Genomic DNA, 25,834 nt, shown 5'->3' with positions numbered 1-25,834 from the left:
TTGCTTGCCCGTAGCGGCGTCGATGCCAGCGCTGGCGAGAAAGAATATGAAGTCTGCGGTATCAGAAGGTGCCCGGAACGCGAGGGACGGCGGCAGCGCAGCTCGAGCAGGATGCATCTTCCCGCCGATGAGCGCCGAGATTGCGAGTTCGGCGTCATCGGCATCGGACCGTTCGAGACGATCGAGAGGGCATCCACAATGACAAGAGTCGTAGCCGCCCTCGCCCGGCCGGAAGGTTTCCTGACACATCGGGCACTGATCGACGAGGCGAATGCCGTGGTCCACGCAGCAGGTAACGAACACATGCCGCCAAGACTGATGGTGCGGTGTGCCTCCGGCGAGACAGTCTGGGCAGACCGGGGCCGAGTGATGTCGTTCAAACCGCCAGTTCCTGGAGGGGTCCGAGGGAGCGGCCGCCGGGGAGAAAAGGGCCAGTGTCCCCGGCTCCAGCTCCAGCACCTCCTCCGCCTTCTCGGCGTCTTCTATCATCCGTCGCCCGTAGCGAAGTCCGAGCCCCGCCAGAAAGTCAGAAACGTTCGGCCAGAACTCCTGTTCGGCAAGCCGACGTAGAAACCCATCCAGGCTTTCTTGAGGGGCGGGAGACCGAACTGGGTGCGTCATGCTGAATGCGCTCCGTGCACAAGATCGAATCCGGCAAGGCTCTCGATGGAGAACTCGAGGCCTGCCTCACCCATCGTGCATGCGAAGGATCGCAGGATATCGACCTCGTCCGGTTCCTCGGTTTTGAAGAACGAGGACGTCGGGATGCCGGACTGCTGCATGGCGCGAGCCGCAAGCGCGAAATCCGCCAGTTCCAGAGTTTGCGGCGCCTGCTTTTTCAGGGCGCAGAGCTTCAGCAGACGCATCATGACGGGGACGCGCCCGCCCGACGCCCCGTATAGGCGTCGCACGATGTCCTCGAAGTCGAGCGCCACTGGCAGCCCGGATCGCTCAAGCTTGAGCAGCGCGACGTCGACCGTGTCCGCAAAGGCGGCGCGTTCTGCGTCCTGCTGCCAATCATAGGGCCTCAGGATTGTCGTAGCGCAGGCCCGATCACGCAGCTGTTCGTTCTCATCGATGATCTTCTGAAACCGCGGCAGGCCGAGGGCTATGACGCTGATGCCTGTCTCATCGACGATGGTCTTCAAATGGTCAGCAGCCTCCCGCGGGGCAAGGTTCGCCCCGCGTTCGATCAGGTGGTTCACCTCATCGATCACCACAACCTTAATGGCGAGTTGATCAATCGCCCGAAACAGCCGGTCCCGGATGGAGCTGGCGTTTTCATTCGGCCGAGGGGACTTCCCCACGATCTTTCCCAAGATGGCCCCGTAGATATTCTTCCCGCTCGATTGGGGGGGAAGGCTGCAATAGATGACATCCTCCATGGGCAAGAGCGAGTTGGCGGCTCCAGCGTTCGACAGCAGGTGCCGTGCTACCGATTTCTTGCCGACGCGCGTCGGACCGAGAAGCGGCACGAGGCAGCCCTCGGTGGGTTGCTTCGTGCTAAGTAAGAACTCCACGGCAGACAAGGCTTCCCGTAGGGCCTCGTGCAAGACAATCTGCGACAATGCGGGGACGGCATTGTTGGTCATGATCTACTCCAAGATATCCATTTGCGGAGTCCTTTCGCGGCGGTGAACAGGCATCCGCGGAGTAGGTTGGTTCACTGAGGCCATCGCGGAAGTTGGCTGGAGCGGAGGTGTCCGGGCGCGCTCTTTCATTTCGGCGGCTTTCTGACGCATGCGCTCCTTTTTCTTCGCCTCCCGCACATTCGAGATCTTACCCGTGCCGCGCTCTTCAGCGAGCTTCTGTGCGGCCGAGGCGATATCATATGTCTTGGTGCGTGCCTTGCGATCTTGCTTTTTCGCTTCGGGACTGAGTTTCTTAATCCGCTTCACATCGTCATAACTGATAGGAGCGATTTCTTTAGACTTTGCAGGCACAATCAAAGGGTTCTCGATTTCCTCTACGTCGTGAATCACCGCGATGGCCCGGATGTCAGTGAGGTCATACCGAACATCTACGGTGGCTTTGCGACCGAGCGTCGAGATCAGCTCCTTCAGTTCCGGAGAGTGATACTGGACACCACGAACATCGATCCCGTAGTGCTGTAGCTTCCGTCCCTCTTCTTCGGCCATGAAGATTTGCGCGATTTCTTCGGGTCCGATTGGCATACGAGCCATGCCTTGCACTAATCGGTTCCAGCTATCTGTCGGAGACTCCGGAACCCGCAGCGGAGAGTGGATAAGGCGCCGCACCTTCTTGAAATAGTCATCATAAAGCCACTTGTAGGTTTCGCTCTCAAGCTCTTCGAGGGTCATGCAAGCCTCCACCATAGCTTTGTCCGTTCGGGTCTTATTGGGCATTGTGGGTGAAGTCGTCGCACCAGGCAGTGTTTCGAAGAAGCGGCTTAGCTCCCTATTGAACCGCTCGACAAAAGGTTTCTTGTCGGGGCAACCCGGGCAGTTTTTGCCCAGCTCCATCCCGGAATAGGCAATAATGCCCGGAAGCCACTCGCCGCTGTTCTCACTTCCCTGGTCACAGCTCAGGATCTGGGGAACCCCATTCATTTGGATACGGTTTTCGATTCCGTGACGATCGAAGAAATCTTCATCGCGTGGGGACATCACATCTTTCAAGGTTTGAACTGTTAGAATCTCCTTGGGCGCGTCGAGGCTGAACCGCAGGCCGAGGACTGCACCCGTCGCTGCGTCAACCGCCGCGCTAACAGTAGGTCGGCCAATCCAATTGCCATCCCGACCACGGACGTGAGCGTTGGCCGGTGTCGTGTCGATTTCCACCAAATCGAAGGGGTAGTTCACCCGCGAATAAAATACGGCTTGGAGGCGCATCTTCCTCGAAGTCTCAGTGTCGTTGCGTGCCTTGATGACATCGTCTGCTCGCAATGTTGCCAGCACCGCCATGAATGACTTCTTTGCACAGTCATTGGGTTCTATGCCCACCTCTTCGCATTTGTCCCTATAAAGATCCTCAGCCTTAATGGCGGCGAGGGAAATGGATATCCGACCACTCTTCAGATAAAGATCCTCGAGGACGTCATAGACAAAGCCTTCGTATAGCTCATCATGTCGAGCATATGGATTGCCTTGCTTATCACTGCGCGGCATTAAGGCCCCCGGCCCGCCTTTTTTCAGTTTTTTCTTCCAGTTACTCAGTGTCTTAGGATTGAACTTCTCGGGCACAGAAGGACCATGATGGGGGTGGGCCAAAAGTTCTTCCTTGAGTATCTCAAATGCGCGGCAGGGGGCGTTTCCGTTCGCGCGCAGTTCCTCATCACGCCGAACGGCAAACAGACACATTTGCTGCTTACGCCGTGCCTTCTTGTTTGGAATGAAGTCCAAATCTGTCTCGGAACCTGGCTTCCTCGCATACCCTGCCGAGATTAGATCGCGATAGGCAATTTCCGTGACTTGAACGGGATTGCCAGACACATCTTCCAATGCAACGGTTCCGTCCGCCCGCGAGACAAAGCTCAACTTCTCATCGCGGCGCCAGCCGTGCATCTCTGCGAGTTCAGTGACGGATACTGACAAGGGGCAACTCCTTCAGGTGAGCGGCGGTATCGCCATCGGCCGAGATGACGGTGTCGTAGTTCAGCCGGGCAAACCGGATGTCGAAGGTCAGGTGGCCAAGGGCAAGCGCTGTCAGTAGGTCCCCCTCGTTAACACCGGCGGAGAGAAGGTCGCCATATGAAGGCGCATTCCCGCAAGTTGCGATTGTGTCTGCTATCGCAGCCCTCGGGAGCGGTCGGACGCTACGTGCGTTGTTCAAGAGGCGGAGGTTGCGCACATAAGTGTCCTCAAGAATGTGATCATCGAGGAGGATCAGGCGATATCCATACCGTGCCAGGATGCTCGGATATTCGAGCACTTTGGGGTTTTGGTTGATCAGTGCGCGATGCTTGACCTCGACGAGCACCTTTGAGCCGCCGAGGTCCGCTTCGAAGTCGGGTGTGTATTTTACGCACCGAAACCCGTAGAGCTTCTGCGCGTCCTGAAGCGCAGCGACGCTGGGATAAGCTCGTCCAGTCAAAAGATCGAAGGTCATCGGTTGAGAGCGTATCGACAGGACCCGGGGATCGAGCCCCATCGCGATGGCTCCACTCGTTTCCAAGCGGCTTTCCATCTGCATCAGATGCGCACGGCCAGCAGAGGAGTAGTGGGCTTTCTTCTGCTGCCCCTTCTTCCGAACATCGCGCGCGACCGGATGCGATTTCCGGTCCATCTTCATTTCAGTGCCCTCGATTCGTTATTGACAATAACACACAAACTGCTGTTTTCCTGAGTCATTTATTGATATCATTCTCTCATGGCACGTGGACTTACCCTGAGAGAGCTCGCCGAAACCCGGAGCTGGATCGCCTTCGGCAACGCACTTTCAGCGGCCGTTGACGACCCAGGTCGCTACGGATGCAATGATGCCAGCCAACTGCTCGCCCAGGTCGCGCAGCTTCGTGGCGTGGAACCAGCGAGCCTCAGGAACCCTCTCGCGGCAGTAAATTGGATGAAAGAGAACGCGCCCAAAGCACTCGAGGAAGAAGAACGGTGGGTTCCGATGACAGGCGTCCTCAAACTGTCGCAGATCTCAATTATTTCCAGACAGTTAGCCGATGAGCTCGCGCCGAAGTTTTTTTCTGGCGAGGTGTCGAGAAGGCAACTCGACATCGCTCTGCGGCGCGCCGAGCAGGAGCACGGCCGACGTGTTGCGGGGCATGAGCGGATGAAACGGGCTATGGCCTTTGAGGAGGAGGTTTTCACGTTCCTCAGGCGGCATCCCTCAAAGCTCAAGCTCGGTCACGATGTCGAAATCGTTCGCACAGCGAAGGACAGTCTTGTGCCGTCGGACTTCACCGTCCTGCGAGACGGGCGACCGGTCGCCGCTGTGGAATGCAAAGGACATCGCGGCACGCGGCATCGCCGATACCTCGTGGAGACCCTCGCGATGGCAGCCCTTCGAGCAGCGGATGGCCGGATGTCCATCCTTGTCGTGCCGGGAAGTTGGGGCACCTCTACCGCAGACATCTCACGGTTGGCCGACAAATTGTCTATCTCGAATGTGCGGGTTGCCGTGTTCGAGAAGCGTGAAGGCCAACTCGCTGAGCTTACTTACCGTGCGAATGCCAGTAACAAGGAGACTTCACCACCTCAGGGATCTCGCGCCTACCCGCGCGCCAAGCGGGACCCGTTTGGAAGCCGATAAGGGCAAAATAGGGGAGGGAAGGCCCACCAAAGCAGGGGCCAACGTGGGCATCGAGATCCTCTCTCAGGCGGGGCAACGGCAAGCGCAGGGCAGCGGGTATAATTGACGCCATCCCGCGATAATCAGCCCTTCCGTATGGGTTTCATTCTCCCAAGGCGAAGCGCACCGTATTTCAATGTTCAGGTTTCAAAAAATCCATTTTTTTATTGGCTTTTGCGCGAAATTGCGCATGCATGAAGCCAGCATAGTTCCGCAGATCAATTTCAAGTAGTTATTTCCTTTGGCAGAGAGGCTGATGGATAATATCCACGTGGCAAGCGCCAGGAGCTCCCATGACCGCCCATTCTTCCGCTGAACAGACCACTCAAGACTACGCCGAGACTTCGGAGCGATCTGGAATCTGCAACTTGGTCCGAGATCGCATCCAACACCTGCGCGCCAGGCTTCTGGATAGCTCACGGCGCAACCCGCTCATCCAAGTGCCCTTTCGCCAGAATTCGTCGAGCCTGATCCGGTTTGTGGACGAGCTGCCCGGTGTGTTGGCTGAGCGGTTGCATAACCAGCGTCCAATGCGCCTCGTGGCTCTGCCGCCGATCGACGAACCCTTGCCCGACGAACAGACCGACGAATTTCTCGACGCGCTCGAGATTGCCCGAACCACAGACGAGAAGCATCTCGCGGACTCCGCAGCGCTCGATCCGACCGACCCCGAGTATGGCCAAAAGGAAATCGACCTCGAGCGAGCCTTGAAGGACCGCGTGCGCGCGGAACTGGGCCTTCCCGAAAGACAGACAGAAGAGAACACGTCGCTGGCCGCGCATGCGCGCAATCACGGCATCTCTCCCGACTACATTTTGCCCAAGCCGAGCGAGAGTCCCGACGACGGCCGCCACGACGACGCCGATATCCAGACACTACTCCTACCGGAGCGGCTCGACCGAGTTGGCCGCTCGCTCCACGATCGCGGCCATGCCTTCGAGCGGGAAACCGGCGTCAACGTGCTCCACGCTGTCTTCGGCATCCTGGAATGGAACGAGCCCGGCTCTTCGCGAACGCCAGCGCGCTCGCCGCTCCTGCTCCTCGAAGTCCGGATGTCCAGGAAGAAAGCGCCTGGCGGGGCCGAATATCACATCTGCGGCGAGAACGAACTCGGCCTCAACACGACGCTTGCTCAGACCCTCAGTGCGCAATTCGGCCTGGAGCTTCCTGCCTACGACGAGGGCTCGGTTGAGGATTACCTCGCGGCCGTGACCGATCTCGCACCCTCCGGCTGGCACTGGTCTGTGCGTCGAGAAGCGCTGGTCGGCGTCTTCCCGTCCTCGCGCATCGCCATGTATCGCGACCTCGATCCCGACAACGGTCACGTGGTCGAAAGCCCGCTCATTGAGGAGATGCTCTCCTCGGTCGGCGGCGACGGTGCCACCTATGCCGAGGTCTATGACACCGATGACCCGGACGTGGAGCGTCAGGTTCCCCGCCTCGTTATGGACGCGGATGCCTCCCAGTTCTCCTCCCTCGTGGATGTCGCCAACGGGACGAATGTCGCCATCGAAGGCCCTCCCGGATCGGGCAAGAGCCAGACCATCGTCAACTTGATCGCGTCGGCGATGGCAGACGGCAAGAAAGTCCTGTTCGTGGCCGAAAAGCTGACCGCGCTCGACGTGGTGCGCAATCGCCTCGACTCCGCGGGCCTTGGCGAGTTCATCCTGCCGCTGCAAGCCGGCCGTGGCTCGCGCGATGCCGTCTTCCAGAGCCTCGAAGACCGCCTGGGGATGGAGCGGCCGCCCGCCGGATCGGCCGCGGCGCACAGGGCCCGGCACGAGGCCCTCACGCGACGCCGCTCGGAGATGCAGGCCTATCTCGACATGCTCGGCACCAAGCTCGGCGCCTGCGGGATGACCGTCCACGAAGCCGTGGGGCGCGCCATTGCGACCGCGCAGCATATCGACGGCCTGCCACGCGACATCCGGCGTCTGCGGATTTCGGCCCCTGAAACACTTGAAAAGGAAACCCGGACCGAGATCGAAGGCGACGCCCGCATGGTTGTCGACCGGCTCCACGATGCCGACCGCATCGCCGCGCTCTGGCGGGAGGCTCGCAAGGCCCCACTGCGCGCTGATGAGGCCGAGGACATCGCCACGGATCTCGCCGCGCTCGCACGCGCCATTGAGGCATTCCGGACCGAAACCAAAGACGGCCCGCTGCGCGCCTTCCTGCCGGACGATCCAGTGCTGGCCCGCGCTGCACCGACGCGGGTGGCACTGGCCGCCATCGTCCGCAACCCCGACACCGACGCGGATCTCGTCGACCAGCTCCTCGATGTAGACATGCGCCGCGCCGCCTTTGAAGTCTGCGAAGCCCGGGATGCGGCTACGGCCGCGGCAGCTGTTCTGGTCGAAATCCTGACCGATCCCGAAGACGATGAAGTCGATTCCACCATTGCCTCGGCCGCCGACATGGCCGGACGCCAAAATGGCACGATCGATCCGGCCGCCATGGCCGCTGAGATCGAGCGGCTCGATGGCCGCAGGGGGGCGCTCACGCACCGGCGCGACCTGGCGACCGCGCTCCCGGCACGCTGGGCTAAAATCTCCGAAGGCGAGGGGCTGACGCTCTCGGACCTGCGCCTCGATATCGAACGGCTGCTCCGCACCCCGACAGAGGTGCTCGACCGCCGGCAGCCTGACGAGGCACGCCTCGTGCCCTCGACCGCGCGGGAAGCATCCGCAAGCCAGCGCGCCCTGGCACGGGAGCGCGACACGCTCCGCGAGCGCCTGCCGCGCGCCGGCAACCACGCGTCCACGGACCTCAAGACCGCGGCCGACGCCATCGACAATGCCGGGCTCTTCCGGTTCCTCTCCGCCCGCTACAAGGCCGCCTGGGCGCTCTATAGCGAGACGCTGGGCGGAGACCCCGAGGTCGGGCGTCCAGCCGCAGCCTCTGCACTGCGCGACTATGCCCGCTGGGCGGAGAAGCGTGACGCCTTTGCGTCCGATACACGCCTTGCCACGCAGCTCGGCGCGCTCTTTAGTGGCGTGGACAGCGATCCCGAGACGCTCGACGCGCTGGCCAGCTTCCATGAGACGATCGGACAGCTCTCCCAGGGCGACGACCGCCTGCGTTACGCGCTCGAGACCGGATCGCTCCAGCCGCTCAGGGATTTCGTGGCCGAGGCTGAGATGCCGTCAACCTCACTTTCCGGATTGGTGTCGGACGTCGACGCCTCCGAAAAGAAGCTCAAGAGCGCGCGCGACGAGCGCGAGGAGGCTGCCAGGCTCTGTCTGTCATTCAAGGGGCGCAGCACGCTCGATCATGAGATGATCGAGCGCGCGCGCCAGGCGCGGGCCCGTCGCGCCGAGGCGCAGCTTGCCGCGAACAGTTCCCGTGCCGCAGAGCTGGTCGCGAGCATCGAGGCGACGGAGGAGATCCGCACGGCAGTCTTGATTGCCGAGGCCATTTCCGGGCTGCCCGAGCCGCGTGCCGGCATCATGCTGATGCGCCGCGGGGCGGACAGCTCCCTCATCGAAGAGGCGGACCGGATCTTCGCTCGCCACGAGGAGCTCGCCAGGGAAGCGGCCGCGGTCGCGGGCGAGCTCGCCCTCCCCTGTGCCGATGGCGATGATCCGGAAACGGCCCTGCACGCACTGGCCAGCCGCCTGCCGGATCTCCACGTCGCCGCCCGCCGCGCCGAGGGTCTCATCGATCAGGCGCGTCTCCTGCGCGCGCTCGCCGCGCTTGAGGCGCGGGGACTCCAGCCGCTGACGGACTGGGTGCAGAGCGAAGAGGGGCAAACTCAGCGCGCGAACCTGCCGGTGATTGTCGAAGCGATTTACGCGCGCAGCCTGACCGACCATTTGCAGGCGCGCTTCGGCCGCACGCTGGATGCTTATGACGGTGCCGATCTCAACCGCTTGCGCCGCGACATCGCACGGATCGATCGCGAGCTCACCAATCTTTCCCGCCTCGCGATCCGCGAGGAGCTGATCGAGAACAGCCACCCGCCCGTGGGCAACGGCATTGGCAAGGTCGGCACCTATACCGAGATGAGCCTGATCCGGCACGAGTTGAACAAGCAGCGCAACCGGGTCGGCGTGCGGGATCTCACCGCGCGCGCCGGCGCCGCGCTGATCGATCTGAAACCCTGCTGGATGATGTCGCCGCTTGCCGTGGCGCAATACCTGCACGGCCAGTTCGCCTTCGATCTCGTCGTCATCGACGAGGCCTCGCAGATGACGCCGGAAAACGCGCTGGGCGCGATCATGCGTGCCCGCCAGGTTGTGATCGTCGGCGACACCAAGCAGCTGCCGCCAACCAACTTCTTCTCCAAGGTGCTCGACGATTCCGACGAGGACGAAGATGTTCGCACCGACAGCGAGAGCATCCTCGATATGGCGAACACGACCTTCACGCCAGTGCGCCAGCTGCGCTGGCACTACCGCTCGCGCCATCTCAACCTCATCGCGATCTCCAACAAGATGGTCTATGACGGCCAGCTCACCATCTTCCCGGCCGCCCGCGATGGCGACCCGGAGCTCGGCGTCGAGCTGGTGAAGGTCGAGGGCGAATATCGAAAGGGCCGCAACATCCCTGAGGCGCGCGCCATCGTGGCCGGAGCGATCCAGCACATGCGCGACCACCCCGAGCGCTCTCTCGGCCTCGCAACCATGAACAAGGACCAGACCGAGCTCATCGTCACCGAGTTCGAGCGCGAGCGCGCCCGCAACCCGCATGTCGAGGCCTATATCGAGCGCTGGGCGGAGAGGGACGACGGGCTCGAGGAGTTCTTCGTCAAGAACCTCGAGACGATCCAGGGCGATGAGCGCGACGTGATCATGATCTCGACGCTCTACGGACCCGACCCGGAGACAGGCAAAACCTACCAGCGCTTCGGCCCGGTGAACTCGGTGCACGGTCACCGTCGCCTGAACGTGCTCTTCAGTCGCGCCAAGGAGAAGATCGTCACCTACTCTTCGATGGTGCCCACCGACATCCAGGCGGATGGCAAGGCCTACGGCGTGCAGATGCTCCGCGCGTGGCTCGAATTCTCCCGGACCGGTCAGCTCGGCGACATCCAGGTCGAGCGCGGCGAGACCGACAGCCCCTTCGAAGATTTCGTGATCGCCCAAATCGAGGCTGCGGGCTACGAGGCCGTTCCGCAGGTCGGGGCCTCGGGCTTCAAGATCGATATCGGCGTGCGCCACCCGGACTGGCCCTACGGCTTCATCCTCGCTGTGGAATGCGACGGCGCGCCCTATCACAGCTCGCGCTCGAGCCGCGACCGCGACCGGCTGCGCCAGCAGGTGCTCGAAGGGCTTGGCTGGCACTTCCATCGCATCTGGTCGACCGACTGGTTCCGCGACCCCCGCGGTCAGATCGAGAAGCTGCGCGCCGCGCTCGACGCCGCGCTCGCGCGCGCGAAGACCGAGGAAGCCGAGCGTCAGCAGACCCGCGCCGAGGCGGTCGAGCGGGCTCGCAAAGCCGCTGAGGAGGCAGCAACACGCGCCGCCGAGACCGAGGAGGCCGCGAAAGCCGAGCGGGCCGAAATGGCTTTGGCGAAGAAAGCCGCCAAGACGGACGCGAAGGCGGAGCCCAACGATGCCCGGCAGGGGCGGCTCTTCGAGGAGCCTTCGACGGTGCCATCCGTCGCCCCAGATGTTGCAGATATTGGAAGGGGACCCAAGCCCTCCCTGTCGGAGCAGGCGCTGGCGCGCATCGAACAGTGGCGCGAGGACCAAGCCTACGATTGCTTCAACCGCACCGCCACGACGCGTAAGCGCGGCTTCTACTGGCTCGGGTTCCTTGAGGGGATCGCGGCCTCGGACGCGATAGAGGATGGCGAATACGAGGGCCTCATTGCCGAGGCACGGGAAATCGATGCCTTCTTCGGCGACGCCGGCGAGAGCCGGATCACCGACATGCTCACCGAGGCGCTCGAGGATTCGGGCGGCGATCTCATGACCGCTATCTCCATCCAGTGCGAGGCCCTGCGCGAAACTCTCGACGACCCCGCGCACGCAGCTGAGAAGGACATCATCAACACATTCCTTGGTTTCTGCGCAGGCATCATCTGCGACGGCCGGATTACCTCCGGGGAAGCGCGCAAAATTTACGCCCGCTTCCACTCAGACCCGGCGCTCGCCAAGGCCCCGATCTTTGTGCATTTGCGCTGGGCGGTCGACGAGGCGCTTGCCGATGCTGTCCTTGACGAGGAAGAGGCCGAGGAGATCCGGGAATGGATCGCCGAGCTTGTGACCGACGGGCATGCCGACACGGGTGTTGCCAACATTGGTGGCGCGTTGTCGCCCACCGATCCGATCACCGATGCGGGCGCGATCGATCTCGAAGGGAAGACCTTCGTGCTGACGGGCAAAATGAGCATGGGGCCGCGCTCGTTGATCGGTAACGAGATTGCGCGCCGCGGCGGTATCCTCAAGAATACCGTATCCGACGAGACCCACTACGTGGTCGTCTCCAACACCGCCTCGCGGCACTGGAAGACGACCCATTACGGCACCAAGATTGAGGCCGCGCTCAGGAAGATTGAGGCGGGACACGCGATGCGTTTCGTCGCTGAGCATGCGCTCGCAAGCGCACTCGTGAGGCTCGATACATAAATCATATGTCGAACCCGCCTCGGGATAGACGTCCGTCGGGGAGTGGATACTACGATATAGCATCGCGAGATATGTAATCTGGTCCGGCAGCGATGTCGGCCCTCTGCGGACATTCGAGCTTGTTGCGAGGCATGGCTGTTCCCAGTTCTCTGCGGACCTTTGTGTTACGCGCAAAAGATAATCGGCGCAAACTCGAGGGGCTGGAAACAAAAGTGCGCAGCCAAGGCAACGCGCCGCAGCAGTTAGGTTGTGACGGTCGCAGCGATTTTCGCTGCGACAATAGCACTGATTTCAGAGTGCATATCGACGTTTTGCCCGGGTGCTGAAATGGAAACCACCAACGCATAGCGCCCCTTATCGTTGAACCGTTTTTGCCCGACGTGCGTCTTCCACCAACCGGTGACGGGAAAGACCCCGATAGCGTCATGCAGGGCGAGGTCAATCGCACGCCCGCGCCACAGGTCGCAATGCAGAGACCCCGCTTGCGCTGCATTCGAGCCAAGTAGCCAGTAATCACCTTCTTGCTGCCGTCCGGGCGCGTCTTTCTCCTGCTGGCCTGAAACCCGGCGCTTGAACTGCTCTTTTGTGTCGCCTCGCTTCTTCATGGCAAACCGAAGCCCGAAGGAACGATAGGTTTCGGGACGGGTCGCCGCACGACCGGACAGGTTCGGTTCGACAAAATAAGAGAGCGTCACTTTCATGGTGACGATGCCGTTTTCGATCTTTTCAAGCGCCGCCTTGGGCCACGGCAAGTCATAGAAGTGCATCTCGTTGAAGACCGGCCCACCGCTCTCTCCGGTCACAAACGGCTGGATCTGGGCCTGCGCAATCAGCGTCACGTCATTGCTCGCCGAGTTTATCGCGCGTTGCAGGTCGGGAACCCCGTATCCGACTTCGCGAAGAATCTCCTGTTTCTTGGCCTTGGTCGCATTCTTGCCGGTCTTCCAGTGATCGCCCCTGCCGATCAGCAGTCTGCGGATCGGTTCGGGCCAATCCGCGGAATCAACCGCCAGTGCCCTGTGCGTCTCGGGCCATAGGTCCGGCAAGGCGGCTTGCAGCGCGCCAACGAAGTGCCCTGCCATCCCCGCCGCTGCGCTGGTCGCCCAGAACGGCACAAGCGGCTCGTGCACGACATTGGAGCCAGGCGTGAGAAGTGAGACCGACGGTTCCCAGCCGCAATCCTCGGAGGGATCGGCAATCATGTTACCTGCCTCGAACAGCACTTCTGGCTTGATCGGGGTGAGGTCAGTCGAAAGCGATTGCGATCCCAAGCTAAATGGGCTGCGGTGGTTTGCAGGCACCACCGGCTTCAACCCGGGCGGTTTTGACGGCGGTGTGTCTTTGCGGGTGAACCCGCCGATGGTGAGTGCGTTCCAGCTTTGTGACGGATCTTCGAGAGGGTGCGAACGCTGCACATCGGCGAGCTTGCCACCGGGCATGTTGCCGGTCGCGACCACCATTAGCCGTTTCGGACGCTCGGCCGCTGGAATCCCCTCTGCCTGATCGCCGGGCATAGAGCCCGACGCGATCTGATCCAACGCGCCACTCCAACTGGACGGCCGCTCAGGTGGAAAATCACGAGCTGAAGTAGCGAGACAGAATGCGCGGCTCACATTTGGTCTCTCTGCTTCGACCAAGGCAACAGCGCCTTCAGTTACAACCCCATAGCTCGGGGGTTTCGTCTTCGGAAAGCCTCTTGGCGGCAACAGTTTCATGGACTCGACTGCGTGGGTAAGTTGCACCTGCCGTGTGTCGTTCATTAGGGGTTCAAGATCGCCATAAAGCGCCAACCCTGCGAGAGGCGTGCCATGTCCCCCTCGGGGATGGTGATCATCCGCACCCCAAGCCATATCATAGGCCCAAGCACCGCGTAGACCGGGAGCAATAAGCGGGTGCTGCGCTGAGATGCCGGTATCAAGCGCACAGACCGCATTCGCGCCCTGGGGCGGCGGGACGATGCGCTTGGCGAGGTCTGCGGTCCAATCCTGCGGCCCGAGCCCCTTCGCGCCTCTGTCGAGGAAGGGTTCGATTGTGCCTGTTGCCTTCCTGATCTCTGCAACGGCCCCCGGGATACGCCCTACGAATCCGGTAATTCCCTCGGCAGAAGCATGAACGAACAGCACCGTGGTATCGGGGAAAAGGAGCTGATCTTCGTGCACATCAAGTTCCGCCAGCCGCGCGGCAGCAGCAACCCCTTCGGCTATTCTGCCGTCATGTCGCACCCAAAGCTCCCACCAAAGGAGTTCCGGGGACGCGAAATCAACTTTGCCGACAAACAGCGCGTGGGCCTCTGCGGCACGGATGGTCTCGACCTTCTCGAACTTGTCCACATTTGCCGGTGGTTGATTGCCCCGCAGCTGCCCATAGGAGCGAATGCGACCTTGCAAAAAGGTTCGGGCATCATCCGGCACAAAGAGAAGCGCGCTTTCAGTTCGGTCGTCGCGCCGCTCTGACCTCAGCACAATGACCTCCTGCGTTGGGAACTCCAACCCCTTCGGCAGCTTAGCGGCTTGCACGCGGCTATCTTCTGCCGGTGGCACAGTGCCCACCTCCACTATAGCCCCTGCCTTTAGTCCCGCCACTGGCAAGCGGTTATCCTGCCCTGCAAGAGGAATATCACCCAGGGCTGTGGTTAGTTGATCCAGGAGGCTTTTGGCATGTGCCGCATAATCATCGCGAAGCGGTTTGGGCTCAATCTTTCGCCGAGGAAAAGAATAGCCAATCCCATCCCGAAAAACATCGAATGAAATGTGCACATGCTTGCGTGCGTCGAAATCACCTTGCTCCGCCATTGGAACCTGCTCTGCTATTCAATAGGCCAGTTATGCACGCTCGGAGGGAAACTCTAAAGATCGGAGCCTTTCCGAAACTTACCCTTGAACGTCTGGCGATCATGCAGAGCCGAACGAAGCGCGTCAGCGGAAATCTTTGTCTCACCGTCAATAATCGCATCTTTCACAACGGAATCCGCTGCCCGGACCAATTCCCCGGGGCTCAAGCCGTCAAGAGCGGGAGCCAAAGCGGACCATGACCGAGCATTCAACTTGAACTTGCCGAGCCGCTTTTCGATGATCGCGCGCGCAGCCGCAGGGTCCGGCAACACGTATTCAACCACTTCATCGAAGCGGCGCGCCAACGCCTCGTCAAGAATTTCAACGTGGTTTGTCGCAGCCAGCACGAGGCTATCCGTGGCGTTCGGCTCTTCCATGAAGGCGAGCACAGAGTTAAGCACCCGACGGATTTCGCCCACGTCGTTCGGATCGCCCCGGCGCGCGCCGATGGCGTCGAACTCGTCGAGAAGATAAACGCCTCTCGTTTGCGCAATCTGATCGAACAGCACCCGCATTTTCGCTGCCGTCTCGCCGAAATAGCGGCTGAACAAGGATTCGAGTCGGACAGTAAACAAGGGCAGCCGGAGTTCCCCGGCCAGCGCCGAGGCTGTCATGGTCTTGCCCGTGCCCGGCGGCCCGACCAGAAGCAGATGGGTCGCTGGCTTCTGCCCGAAGTCCCGAAGTGTGGCCCGCTCCTGCTGCTGCCGCACCACGCGGGCCAGACGGATTCGGACTTCATCTGCCAGCACCATGCTTGCTAAGGTCGTTTTGGGATATGTGCTTTCGACAAGCCCCTGAAGTTCGGCACGCGGCCGAGCCATTGGAATCGGGGTCTGCCCGCCAGCCGGAGAACCGAGGCGGCGCTGATCGCGCGCTTTCTGCACGAGGCGCTTCAACTTCTCGGCGTCTTCGGGCTTGCCCTCACGGGCCTGCTGCGCCGCGATCTGTAGCGTGACCGAAAGGAACTGATCCTCGTCACCTTCAATATGCGAATTAAGGAGCGCGAGAATTTGCCGTGTCGTCATCATGCTCGCCTCCTCTCTTCAGAAGTATTGCCACAATCACAAAACGCCCGTGTCCACAGGCAGTTCACCAATTGAAAAATTCTCTACCTGAACCATGGATTCTACGCCACGAAAAAGGCACCGCTGTGGCGTCACGTCTCGTCGAAACGGCGTGCGAGCAACAGAATGTCGGTCAGCGCGGTGGTTTTGTGCTGCCCCTCGCCATCCAGATCAGCCTCCCCGACCGTTACCCGCGCATCACTGCCATTCATGCGCTGTGCGGCGAAGGTCGGCTGTCCGCCCTTCGTGTCGGAGGTTGGTCAGATGCTGGGTGAGGAATGAATATCGACGAATAGCTGTCTCAACCATTTCAGGCGCAGTCGGCGGATAGCGGACTTTTCGCTTCATCCGGGGGATGGGCATCCGCTTCACATGACCGGAAAGGACGGTCGCGACTGGTATCGCTGCGAGCACGTGAAGCTCGGCGGCATTCGCATGCCGACTTGTCCGGCCTGCGGTGTCGGCCTTCCGGTCCGGTGAGATCTGGTTTGCGGTGATTACGGCAACACCCCCAAAGGCCTATCCCTGCTGCGAAGCGAAATGACTGGTTGAACGGCGCGGCCGCAAAGGAGCATTTTTCGGCTGTGTGCGTTTCCCGGACTGTGCTGGCAAAGCCAAGCTAACGAAGAGCGCATGACATGCTGACAGGGCGGGGCTCAGCCCGCTTGCGGACCAATGATGGGCAATGCGACATCGCGAGGCTTAACAAGGGTTGAGAGGGAAGCCGTCGTCGTCGCCCCATGGAAGTGGTAATCGATCAAGGCTCATGTGCTCCGCTCTTACTGGATTCACATTAAGCCTTTCAGAACAGGTCAATTTTTCCGCTATCCGCGCGCCTGCGACGCGAAAAAATATGCGCGCCGCGAAAAAATATGCGCTCACCTACATGCCCTCAGAAGTCCAGGTTCTCCACGCTCAAGGCGTTCTTCTGGATGAACTCGCGGCGCGGTTCCACCACGTCGCCCATCAGCTTGGTGAAGATGTCGTCGGCCTCGGCCACGTCGTCTACCTTGACCTGCAACAGGGTCCGCGCGTCCGGGTCCAGCGTGGTTTCCCAGAGCTGGTCAGGGTTCATTTCGCCCAGGCCCTTGTAGCGCTGCAGGGTGTTGCCCTTTTCGCCCTCTTCGAGGATCGCCTTCAACAGGTCGAGCGGGCCGTAGATCATCTGGTGGCGATCCTTGCGGTGCAGCGTTGCCGCCTGGCCGTAGATCTCCTGCAGCGACTCGGTGAAGCTGCCGGTGCGGCGCGCCTCGCCGGAGCGCAGCATCGGGCCGTCGAGGGTGCGCACCTCTTCGACGCCGCGCAGGATGCGGGCGAGACGGATGCCGTGATCCTGAGTTATGCGGCCGCGCCAGCCCTTTTCGTATTCCAGCGCGATCAGGTCGAGCCGCTGCGCCACCTTGTCGGCCACGCCCTGCAGATCGGCATCGACCGCACCGGGCACGAAGCCGCCGGCAATCGCCGCCTGTTCGAGGATGTGGCGCGGGTAATGCGTCGGGAAGGCGTCGAGCACGCGCTTGAGTTGGCGCGCCTCTTCGACCACCCGCAGAAGGTCCTGACCGGTGATCTCCTCGCCGCCGGAGAGTTTCAGAACTGCGCCCTCAACCCCCTGATTCATCAGGTAATCATCCATCGCCGCCTGGTCCTTGAGATAGACCTCGGACTTGCCGCGCGACACCTTGTAGAGCGGCGGCTGGGCGATATAGAGATAGCCGCCTTCGATCAGCTCGGGCATCTGACGGTAGAAGAAGGTCAGCAAGAGCGTGCGGATGTGCGCGCCGTCGACGTCGGCGTCGGTCATGATGACGATCTTGTGGTAGCGCAGCTTGGCGATGTTGAACTCGTCGCGGCCGATGCCGGTGCCGAGCGCCATCACCAGGTTGCCGATCTCCTGACTGCCCAGCATCCGGTCGAAGCGCGCCCGCTCGACGTTGAGGATCTTGCCCTTGAGCGGCAGGATCGCCTGAGTGCCACGATCGCGGCCGGTCTGGGCCGAGCCGCCGGCGCTGTCACCCTCGACGAGGAAGAGCTCGGTCTTGGCCGGGTCCTTTTCCGAGCAGTCCTTGAGCTTGCCGGCAAGGAAGTTCACGTCCATCGCCGTCTTGCGCCGGGTCAGTTCGCGCGCCTTGCGGGCGGCTTCGCGGGCCAGCGCGGCCTCGATGATCTTGCCGACGATCTGCTTGGCTTCGTTCGGGTTTTCCTCGAACCATTCGGACAGCTTCTCACCGACGAGGTTCTCGACCGCCGGGCGCACCTCGGAGCTGACCAGCTTGTCCTTGGTCTGCGAGCTGAACTTCGGATCGGGCACCTTCACGGACAGCACGCAGGTCAGGCCTTCGCGCGCGTCGTCGCCGGTGAAGTTGACCTTCTCGCGCTTGGCGATGCCGGTTTCCTGGGCGTATTTCTGGATCGTCCGGGTCAGCGCGCCGCGGAAGCCGGCCAGGTGGGTGCCGCCATCGCGCTGGGGGATGTTGTTGGTAAAGGGCAGCACGGTCTCGTGGTAGCTGTCGTTCCACCACATAGCGACTTCGACGCCGATGTCGTCCCGCTCGCCGTTGACATAGATCGGCTCGGGCATCACCGGATGCTTGTGGCGGTCGACGTACTTGACGAATTCCTTGACGCCGCCTTCGTAGAACAGCTCGATATGCAGCGGCTCGGCAGGGCGGTCGTCTTCGAGGATGATCTTCACGCCGGAGTTCAGGAAGGCCAGTTCGCGCAGGCGCTTTTCCAGGATGTGGAAATCGTAGTCGAGGTTCGAGAAGGTGTCGGTCGAGGCGAGAAAGCGCACCTCGGTGCCGGTCTCGTCACCGCAGTCGCCGGTGACGCGCAGATGCTCGGTGGTCTCGCCATGTTCGAACTTGGCGAAATGCTCCTTGCCGTTGCGCCAGACCCGCAGCTCCAACCAGACCGAGAGCGCGTTGACAACCGAGACGCCGACGCCGTGCAGGCCGCCGGAAACCTTGTAGGAATTGCTGTCGAATTTGCCGCCGGCGTGCAGCTGGGTCATGATGACTTCGGCCGCCGAAACGCCCTCTTCCTCGTGGATGTCGGTCGGGATGCCCCGGCCGTTGTCGCGCACCGAGACCGAGTTGTCGGCGTGAATTTTCACGTGAACATAGTCGGCATGACCGGCCAGCGCCTCGTCGATGCCGTTGTCCACAACTTCGTAGACCATGTGATGCAGGCCAGAGCCATCGTCCGTATCCCCGATGTACATGCCGGGGCGTTTGCGGACTGCTTCTAAGCCTTTGAGAACTTTGATCGAATCCGCGCCATATTCGGGTGCGGGTTGTACTTGCTCGGACATGCGTAGCCTTCTTTTTCTCTTGCCCGGAATATATGCGGTTTTTGCGTATATGTCACGCAGATGCCACAAGATTTTGTGTGTCAGCCGGCGGGTCTCAGCCTGCCGCGACGTCGGATTCGCCGCCGGTTTCGCTGACCTCGAAACGTTGCGCCCGGTCGCCCAGATCGGCGAAAAGCTCGGGTCCCGTTCCGGTCATCCAGGCCTGGGCGCCAAGAGCGGTGATCTCGTCATAAAGCGCGGCGCGGCGGTTCGCGTCGAGGTGCGCCGCGACCTCGTCGAGCAGCAGGATCGGCGGGCTGCCGGTCTCTTGCGCCAGCGCCCGGCCATTGGCGAGGATCAGCGAGATCAGCAGCGCCTTCTGCTCGCCGGTGGAACAGTCGCGGGCCGGCACGCCCTTGGCCGCAAAAACGGCGTGCAACTCGGCCCGGTGCGGCCCGACCATAGCGCGGCCAGTGGCGAGATCGCGGAACCGGCTCTCGGCCAGCGCGGCGCGCAGGTCGGCCTCGCTGGCGGGCATCTCGCCTTCGGTGGCGGTGAGCTCCAGTTCGCTGACCGGAAAAGCGGTTTCGGTGTCGGCCTGGGCCTTGGCGATGCGTGCCAGCGCCGCCTGGCGGTTGGCATGGATTACCGCGCCGGAGCGGGCCATCTGCGCCTCGAGCGCGGCATACCAATGGGCGTCGCGCACCTGGTCCTTGAGCAGGCGATTGCGCTCGCGCATCGCCTTTTCGTAGTCGAGCACGGCAGAGGCGTGGTCGGGAAAGAAGCTGAGCGTGGTGCGGTCGAGAAACCGGCGGCGGCCATCGGCGCCTTCGATCCAGAGCCGGTCCATCGAGGGGATGAGCCAAAGCACTCGGGCGAGTTTGCCCAAGGCGATCTGGCTGGCGGGTTTGCCGTCGATCCTGACCTGCCGCGCGGCGCCGCGCTCTGACAGGCTCTCGATCTCTTGCGGACGAGCGTCGGCCTGAAGGCCGGCGGTGATCTTCCAGCCCAGCGCCTCTGGGCGACGGGTCATCTCTTCGGCGCTGGCGCGGCGCAACCCGCGGCCGGGCGAGAGCAGGGAGACCGCCTCGAGGATATTGGTCTTGCCGGCGCCATTGGCGCCGTAAAGCGCGACGGGGCGGGCGTCGGTGACCATCTCCACGCGCTTGTGCGAGCGGAAATGGGAGAGTTTGAGGTGGGTCAGATGCGTGGACATGGCTCAGACATGCAGCGCAAGCCGCGCGATCGCCGACCCGCGGGGTGGCGATGCCAGGTCAGTTCTGCCCGCTTTATCTCGACGTGTCAGGACAAAATCTGAACGATGCGCAAACGGCAACCAAATCGCCGCCCCGGGGTGCGGGTCGGCGATCGCGCGGCGCCTGCGGCGCTGTTCGCGCGGGGGTGCTGAAACAACGAGCGACAGTGAAGGGTCAGACCCGCATCGGCATGACGACATAGACCGCGCTGGTGTCATTGCCCTCGCGCATCAGCGTCGGGTCGCCGGCGGAGTTGAACATGAACACCGCGTTCTCGCGGTCCACCTGGCTGGCGATCTCCAGCAGGTATTTCGCGTTGAACCCGATCTCGAGCCGTTCGTCGCCATAGGCCACGGCCAGTTCCTCCTCGGCGGCCCCGCTGTCGGGCGCATTGACCGACAGGATCAGCCGATCCTCGTCCAGCGACATCTTCACCGCGCGCGAGCGTTCCGACGATACCGTCGCCACCCGGTCCACCGCGCGGGCAAAATCGCTGGCGTCGACCTCGAGCTTGCGGGTGTTGCCCTGCGGGATCACCCGGGTGTAATCCGGGAAGGTGCCGTCGATCACCTTCGACGTCAGCATGATGTCCGGCGTGGCAAAGCGCACCTTGGTCTCGGACACCGAGACCGCGATCTCCATGTCGTCATCGTCGAGCAGCTTGCGCATCTCGCCCACGGTCTTGCGCGGGACGATCACGCCGGGCATATCGGCCGCGCCCTCGGGCAGCGGCGCATCGATCCGGGCAAGACGGTGGCCGTCGGTGGCGACGCAGCGCAGCACCTTGCCGTCTTCGCCATCGGCCACGTGCATGTAGACACCGTTGAGGTAATACCGCGTCTCTTCCGTCGAGATCGCGAATTTCGACTTGTCGAACAGCCGCCGCAGCACCGGCGCCGGGGCTGAGAAGTTAGACGAATATTCAGACGAGGCCATCACCGGGAAATCCTCGCGCGGCAGGGTCGCCAGCGAGAAGTTCGAGCGCCCGGCCTCGACCGTGAGCCGCCCGGAAGCGCCCTCTTCGGCCAGGGTCACAAGCGCGCCGTCGGGCAGCTTGCGGACGATCTCGTGCAGTGTGACCGCGGCCACCGTGGTGGCGCCGGCGCGTTCGACCTGGGCCGGGGCCTTGTCGACCACCTCGATATCGAGGTCCGTGGCGCGAAAGGACACGGTGTCGCCTTCGGCTTCGATCAAGACATTGGCAAGGATCGGGATGGTGTTGCGCCGCTCGACGACCGATTGCGCCTGCGCCACTGCCTTGAGCAATGTGCCGCGTTCGATGCTGAATTTCATAACCCTGTCCCTCCGAAAGCCCGGGACCGGCACGTTAGCCGCATCCCCCCAGCGCTCCAAGCCCTTTTCGGGCAATTGCGAGAGGTTTCCAATGGTTTGACAGGGGCGTCAAGGGCACGGCGGGCCAAGAATGAACGCGGCCCGCCGATCGTGCTTTCCTGCTTACGCTTCGAGCGTCCGACGCAGCATTTCAAGATCTTCGGCGATCTGGCCGTCCTGCACCTTGAGCTCTTCGATGCGCCGCACCCCGTGCATGACGGTGGTGTGGTCACGTCCGCCAAAGCGGCGGCCGATCTCGGGCAGCGAGCGGCTGGTGAGCTGCTTGCAGAGATACATCGCCACCTGACGCGGCCGGGCAAAGACCCGCAAACGTTTGGGTCCGATCAGCTCGGACATGCGGATGTTGTAGTGCTCGGCCACCTGACGCTGGATTTCCTCGATGGTGATCTTGCGTTCCGAGGCGCGCAGAACATCCGCGAGGCAATCCTGGGTCAGCTCCATGGTGATCGGACGACCCACCAGCGACGCAAAGGCAAAGAGCCGCGTCAGCGCCCCTTCGAGCACCCGAACGTTGGTCGAGATCCGGTGCGCGAGAAACTCGAGCACCTTTTCGTCGAGCTCGAGCTCGGGATATTGCAGCCGGTGCGTCGCCAGCTTGGAGTGCAGGATGCCGAGCCGAAGCTCGTAATCCGTCGGATGCAGATCGACCACGAGGCCCGACTGCAGACGCGACTGGATGCGGTTCTCCATGTCCTTGATCTCGCCCGGGGCGCGGTCGGCCGAGATGATGATCTGCTTGTTCTGGTCGACCAGCGCGTTGAAGGTGTGAAAGAACTCCTCCTGCGTGCTGTCCTTGCCGGCGATGAACTGCACGTCATCGACCATCAGCACATCGACCGAGCGGAAGATCTGCTTGAAGTCCATCATCTTGCGGTCGCGCAGCGCCTGAACGAAGCGGTACATGAACTGCTCGGCCGAAAGATAGAGCACGTTGAGATGCGGCGACCGGGATTTCAGCTCCCAGGCGATGGCATGCATCAGGTGCGTCTTGCCGAGACCGACGCCGCCGTAAAGGAACAGCGGGTTGAAGGTCACTTCTCCCCCCTCGCCAACCCGGCGCGCGGCGGCATGGGCCAGTTCGTTCGGCTTGCCGACGACGAATGTGTCAAAGGTGAACCGCTTGTCGAGCGGTGCGCTCGGCAGCAGGTCGGCCAGATCCGCACGCGTTGTCATCGACTGTGCCGCCTTGGTCTGTTTCTGTCCGGTCCGTTCGGGCGAGTTGGCAGCCCGCGAAACGGCCGGCATGCTGGCCTTGTTGGCCGGCACGTCGAACTCGATCCGGCGCACATCTGCCCCGGCGTTGGTCATAGCATAGAGCAGCAGATCCCCAAAATTCCGCTGCACGTAGTTCCCCAGAAAGCTTGTCGGCACATTGAAATGTGCCACCCCGTCCGTCACCCCTTCGAATTCCAAAGGCTCGATCCAATTGGTGAAGTTGTTTACTCCAACGGTCTCGCGCAACTGCCCCTGTAGTGCTCCCCACTGGTCTTTTGTCATGTGTCCCTGCGTCCGTTCCCATGTATCCGGCTGTCTTTCGACAACCGGCGCTAAAAAATATGGCAGGTGGTCCCCTTGCCGGGCAAACCCGGCAACACCAGCCATCCTATAGAAACACCTGTCGTGTCCGGAGCTCATGGAGTCCGGGATTCGGTCTGACGACCCAAGTGTGTCTGTCTTGGACATGGCTTCGAGCAGAATGCTCTAGTCTGGTGTCGACACGGCCTTTCACGGCGCTGTCGACAACAATTTCAGTCGGTGCAAATCGACTGGTTCCGCCTGTCCCCCCAGTGCGAGCTGACTCGCAAGACCGAACCTAGCAACCTCTCCCGCAGAGCGGCAACCGAAACTAAATGTTGACTCGGCATGAGCTGAAAAAGAATCCCCAGCCCTGTGCAACTTTGCCACTATGCCGGAATGCACCCATTGATTTTGCACGAAAAAAAGCGCCCCAAGGGGCGCTTTAACTAACTTTACGTCACTTTTTCGGCTTAGCCGAGCGCGTTGACCCGTGCCGACAGGCGGGACATTTTGCGCGAGGCGGTGTTCTTGTGCATGACGCCTTTGGTCACGCCGCGCATCAGTTCGGGCTGGGCTTCGCGGAGCGCCTTGGTGGCCGCATCCTTGTCACCCGAGGCGATCGCCTCTTCGACCTGACGCAGGTAGGTGCGGATGCGCGAACGGCGAGCTTTGTTGATGGCAAAGCGCTTTTCGTTCTGGCGAGCGCGTTTCTTGGACTGGGGCGTATTGGCCATGCTGATCTTCCCTTTCGCGGGTCTGGTATGTCGATAACGCGATGCCAGACCGGCCCGGACGGATGTCACCGGGGATGATTCTAGCCGAGCGGGCTGCACGCGCATGTATGGCGGCGGGATATAAGCAAAATCGCCGCGCTTGCAAAGGCCAAAAGTGCGTGCACCCCGGCCTTTGCGATCTCTGGTCTATTTGTCGCGGAACTGCGGCTCGCGCTTTTCCTGGAAGGCGGCCATGCCCTCCTTCTGATCTTCGCTCGCAAAGAGCGAGTGGAACAGCCGTTTCTCGAAGAGCAGCCCCTCGGAGAGCGAAACTTCCTCGGCGCGGTTCACCGCCTCCTTGGCGGCCATGGTGGCCAGCATGCTCTTTTCGGCGATCTTCTGCGCCGCGCCCTGGGCCTCTTCCATCAGCTTCTTGGCCGGGACGACGCGGCTGACCAGCCCGGCGCGCTCGGCCTCTTCGGCGTCCATGAAGCGGCCGGTCAGGTGCATGTCCATCGATTTGGACTTGCCCACCAGACGGGTCAGACGCTGCGTACCGCCAATGCCGGCAATCACGCCCAGGTTGATCTCGGGCTGGCCGAACTTGGCGTTGTCGGCGGCGATGATGAAGTCGCACATCATCGCCAGTTCGCAGCCGCCGCCCAGCGCATAGCCCGCGACGGCGGCGATGATCGGTTTGCGAACGGCAGTGATCGCCTGATGTTCCTTGCTGAAGAAATCCTCGCTGAACACCTCGACAAAGGACTTGTCCGCCATTTCCTTGATGTCGGCACCGGCGGCGAAGGCCTTGTTCGAGCCGGTGAGAATGATGCAGCGCACCTTGTCGTTCGCCGATGCCTCGCCCAGCGCCTTGCAGAGCTCCCGCAGCAACTGCGAGTTGAGCGCGTTGAGTGCGTCGGGCCGGTTCAGGGTGATGGTGGCAACGTGGTCTTCTACTTCGACGGTGATCGTCTCATAGGCCATGTCAGATGCTTTCCGTTGTTTCGGTCGATTTCACGTGCTTATCACTCTGAATGTGCGGTTCAACCTATCTTTGGCAAGCCGGACAGTAGAAGCTCGAGCGGCCGGATTGCACGATCCGCGCCACCGTGGCGGTGCAGCCCGGGGTGCGACAGGGCTCGCCCTCGCGGCCGTAGACATCGAAGCTGTGCTGAAAATATCCAAGCTCGCCATCGGCTTGGCGGAAATCCTTGAGCGACGAGCCACCAGCGGCAATCGCCTGGGTCAGCACCTCGCGGATCGCCGGCACCAGGGTCGCGGCACGGGCCGCCGAAATCTGCCGCGCCTTGCGCCGCGGCGAAATTCCGGTGCGGAAGAGCGCCTCGCAGACGTAGATATTGCCCAATCCGGCGACGATTTTCTGATCCAGAAGCGCCGATTTGATCGGCGTGTTGCGATCCCTGAGCGCCGCAACCAGGACGGATTCGCCAAACTGGTTGCCCAGAGGTTCCGGCCCCAGCTTGGCCAGCAGCGGATGCTCTTCGGCGCGCGCGGTCTCCATCAGGTCCATCGCGCCGAAGCGGCGCGGATCGTTGAAGGTGATCCGCGCGCCGTTGGCCATGTCAAAGACCACGTGATCGTGCTTTTCCGGCGCCGGGTGGTCATGCACGAAACGCCCCAGCGGATCGCCCGAAATCAGGATGCGCCCCGACATGCCGAGGTGAACAAGCAGCGTCTCGCCACTGCCAAGGTCGGCCAGGATGTATTTCGACCGCCGCCGCAGCCGCAGTACCTTCTGCCCCGCCAGCCGCTCGGCCATCCTTTCAGGGAAGGGCCAGCGCAGATCGGGCCGGTTGACCGCCACCTGCGCCATGACCTCGCCCTCCATCACGGGGGCCAGACCGCGACGAACCGTCTCGACTTCGGGCAATTCGGGCATCAGGGCGCCTTCCGTTAGGGGGGCCGCATTGTAACGGCCATTCAGCGCTCTATAAGAAAGCGGGAGACAATAAAAC

Annotated in this window: 16 protein-coding genes; 3 read left to right on the top strand and 13 right to left on the bottom strand. The window is 62.0% G+C overall.

The window, feature by feature from the left end; genetic code table 11:
• The 4 genes from ACN0SE_RS05395 to ACN0SE_RS05380 all read right to left on the bottom strand — a co-directional run.
• A partial coding sequence (locus tag ACN0SE_RS05395; RefSeq protein WP_417523467.1) for a TniQ family protein occupies positions 1-621 on the bottom strand: 621 nt, incomplete at its 3' end.
• Positions 618-1,592, bottom strand: a complete 975-nt coding sequence (locus ACN0SE_RS05390; RefSeq protein ID WP_417523466.1) for a TniB family NTP-binding protein — start codon at positions 1,590-1,592, stop codon at positions 618-620. The genes ACN0SE_RS05395 and ACN0SE_RS05390, both read right to left, overlap by 4 nt.
• A gap of 3 nt (positions 1,593-1,595) precedes the next feature.
• Positions 1,596-3,554: a Mu transposase C-terminal domain-containing protein gene (locus tag ACN0SE_RS05385; protein WP_417523465.1), complete on the bottom strand. Its 1,959-nt coding sequence runs from the start codon at positions 3,552-3,554 to the stop codon at positions 1,596-1,598.
• Positions 3,535-4,245, bottom strand: a complete 711-nt coding sequence (locus ACN0SE_RS05380; RefSeq protein ID WP_417523464.1) for a hypothetical protein — start codon at positions 4,243-4,245, stop codon at positions 3,535-3,537. The genes ACN0SE_RS05385 and ACN0SE_RS05380 overlap by 20 nt, the downstream gene beginning before the upstream one ends.
• 84 nt (positions 4,246-4,329) lie before the next feature.
• On the opposite strand from ACN0SE_RS05380, the gene ACN0SE_RS05375 reads away from it, so the two are divergent.
• Together ACN0SE_RS05375 and ACN0SE_RS05370 are read left to right on the top strand one after the other, a co-directional pair.
• Positions 4,330-5,220: a hypothetical protein gene (locus ACN0SE_RS05375; RefSeq protein WP_417523463.1), complete on the top strand. Its 891-nt coding sequence runs from the start codon at positions 4,330-4,332 to the stop codon at positions 5,218-5,220.
• Positions 5,221-5,552: 332 nt separating this feature from the next.
• Complete coding sequence (locus tag ACN0SE_RS05370; RefSeq protein ID WP_417523462.1) at positions 5,553-11,834, top strand: DUF4011 domain-containing protein; 6,282 nt, start codon at positions 5,553-5,555, stop codon at positions 11,832-11,834.
• Between the two features lie 242 nt (positions 11,835-12,076).
• Here the strand turns inward: ACN0SE_RS05370 and ACN0SE_RS05365 are convergent, their stop codons facing one another.
• Together ACN0SE_RS05365 and ACN0SE_RS05360 are read right to left on the bottom strand one after the other, a co-directional pair.
• Positions 12,077-14,626: a S8 family peptidase gene (locus tag ACN0SE_RS05365; RefSeq protein WP_417523461.1), complete on the bottom strand. Its 2,550-nt coding sequence runs from the start codon at positions 14,624-14,626 to the stop codon at positions 12,077-12,079.
• 53 nt (positions 14,627-14,679) lie between these two features.
• Positions 14,680-15,693 (bottom strand): AAA family ATPase, encoded by a 1,014-nt coding sequence (locus tag ACN0SE_RS05360; protein WP_417523460.1) that lies wholly within the window; start codon positions 15,691-15,693, stop codon positions 14,680-14,682.
• A gap of 580 nt (positions 15,694-16,273) precedes the next feature.
• Between ACN0SE_RS05360 and ACN0SE_RS05355 the strand changes: the two genes are divergently transcribed.
• Complete coding sequence (locus tag ACN0SE_RS05355) at positions 16,274-16,366, top strand: topoisomerase DNA-binding C4 zinc finger domain-containing protein (RefSeq protein WP_417523476.1); 93 nt, start codon at positions 16,274-16,276, stop codon at positions 16,364-16,366.
• Positions 16,367-16,621: 255 nt separating this feature from the next.
• Here ACN0SE_RS05355 and gyrB read toward each other — a convergent pair whose 3' ends face one another.
• From gyrB to mutM, 7 genes are all read right to left on the bottom strand, one after another.
• Positions 16,622-19,039, bottom strand: a complete 2,418-nt coding sequence (gyrB, locus tag ACN0SE_RS05350; protein ID WP_417523459.1) for a DNA topoisomerase (ATP-hydrolyzing) subunit B — start codon at positions 19,037-19,039, stop codon at positions 16,622-16,624.
• A 94-nt stretch (positions 19,040-19,133) separates the two neighbouring features.
• A complete protein-coding gene (recF, locus tag ACN0SE_RS05345) occupies positions 19,134-20,234 on the bottom strand; it encodes a DNA replication/repair protein RecF (RefSeq protein WP_417523458.1) in 1,101 nt (366 codons plus the stop codon).
• A 214-nt stretch (positions 20,235-20,448) separates the two neighbouring features.
• Entirely contained in the window at positions 20,449-21,567 is a 1,119-nt protein-coding gene (dnaN, locus tag ACN0SE_RS05340; RefSeq protein ID WP_417523457.1) for a DNA polymerase III subunit beta, read from the bottom strand.
• Between the two features lie 162 nt (positions 21,568-21,729).
• Positions 21,730-23,124: a chromosomal replication initiator protein DnaA gene (gene dnaA, locus ACN0SE_RS05335; RefSeq protein WP_417523456.1), complete on the bottom strand. Its 1,395-nt coding sequence runs from the start codon at positions 23,122-23,124 to the stop codon at positions 21,730-21,732.
• 491 nt (positions 23,125-23,615) lie between these two features.
• Complete coding sequence (rpsT, locus tag ACN0SE_RS05330; protein ID WP_417523455.1) at positions 23,616-23,879, bottom strand: 30S ribosomal protein S20; 264 nt, start codon at positions 23,877-23,879, stop codon at positions 23,616-23,618.
• A gap of 186 nt (positions 23,880-24,065) precedes the next feature.
• Positions 24,066-24,842 (bottom strand): enoyl-CoA hydratase, encoded by a 777-nt coding sequence (locus ACN0SE_RS05325; protein WP_417523454.1) that lies wholly within the window; start codon positions 24,840-24,842, stop codon positions 24,066-24,068.
• A gap of 64 nt (positions 24,843-24,906) precedes the next feature.
• Entirely contained in the window at positions 24,907-25,758 is an 852-nt protein-coding gene (gene mutM / locus ACN0SE_RS05320; protein WP_417523453.1) for a bifunctional DNA-formamidopyrimidine glycosylase/DNA-(apurinic or apyrimidinic site) lyase, read from the bottom strand.
• Positions 25,759-25,834: the final 76 nt, after the last annotated feature.

Source organism: Marinovum sp., from assembly GCF_048263515.1.
Taxonomy (GTDB): Bacteria; Pseudomonadota; Alphaproteobacteria; order Rhodobacterales; family Rhodobacteraceae; genus Marinovum.
Note: the sequence above shows the minus strand (reverse complement) of the source record. Positions and strands in the feature narration are given on the sequence as shown.

Excerpts from the sequence above, each read along its gene's own strand:
- ACN0SE_RS05390 (WP_417523466.1), bottom strand. The coding sequence starts at position 1,592 with ATGACCAACAATGCCGTCCCCGCATTGTCGCAGATTGTCTTGCACGAG.
- ACN0SE_RS05380 (WP_417523464.1), bottom strand. The coding sequence starts at position 4,245 with ATGGACCGGAAATCGCATCCGGTCGCGCGCGATGTTCGGAAGAAGGGG.
- ACN0SE_RS05375 (WP_417523463.1), top strand. The coding sequence starts at position 4,330 with ATGGCACGTGGACTTACCCTGAGAGAGCTCGCCGAAACCCGGAGCTGG.
- ACN0SE_RS05370 (WP_417523462.1), top strand. The coding sequence starts at position 5,553 with ATGACCGCCCATTCTTCCGCTGAACAGACCACTCAAGACTACGCCGAG.
- ACN0SE_RS05365 (WP_417523461.1), bottom strand. The coding sequence starts at position 14,626 with ATGGCGGAGCAAGGTGATTTCGACGCACGCAAGCATGTGCACATTTCA.
- ACN0SE_RS05360 (WP_417523460.1), bottom strand. The coding sequence starts at position 15,693 with ATGATGACGACACGGCAAATTCTCGCGCTCCTTAATTCGCATATTGAA.
- gyrB (WP_417523459.1), bottom strand. The coding sequence starts at position 19,039 with ATGTCCGAGCAAGTACAACCCGCACCCGAATATGGCGCGGATTCGATC.
- recF (WP_417523458.1), bottom strand. The coding sequence starts at position 20,234 with ATGTCCACGCATCTGACCCACCTCAAACTCTCCCATTTCCGCTCGCAC.
- dnaN (WP_417523457.1), bottom strand. The coding sequence starts at position 21,567 with ATGAAATTCAGCATCGAACGCGGCACATTGCTCAAGGCAGTGGCGCAG.
- dnaA (WP_417523456.1), bottom strand. The coding sequence starts at position 23,124 with ATGACAAAAGACCAGTGGGGAGCACTACAGGGGCAGTTGCGCGAGACC.
- rpsT (WP_417523455.1), bottom strand. The coding sequence starts at position 23,879 with ATGGCCAATACGCCCCAGTCCAAGAAACGCGCTCGCCAGAACGAAAAG.
- ACN0SE_RS05325 (WP_417523454.1), bottom strand. The coding sequence starts at position 24,842 with ATGGCCTATGAGACGATCACCGTCGAAGTAGAAGACCACGTTGCCACC.
- mutM (WP_417523453.1), bottom strand. The coding sequence starts at position 25,758 with ATGCCCGAATTGCCCGAAGTCGAGACGGTTCGTCGCGGTCTGGCCCCC.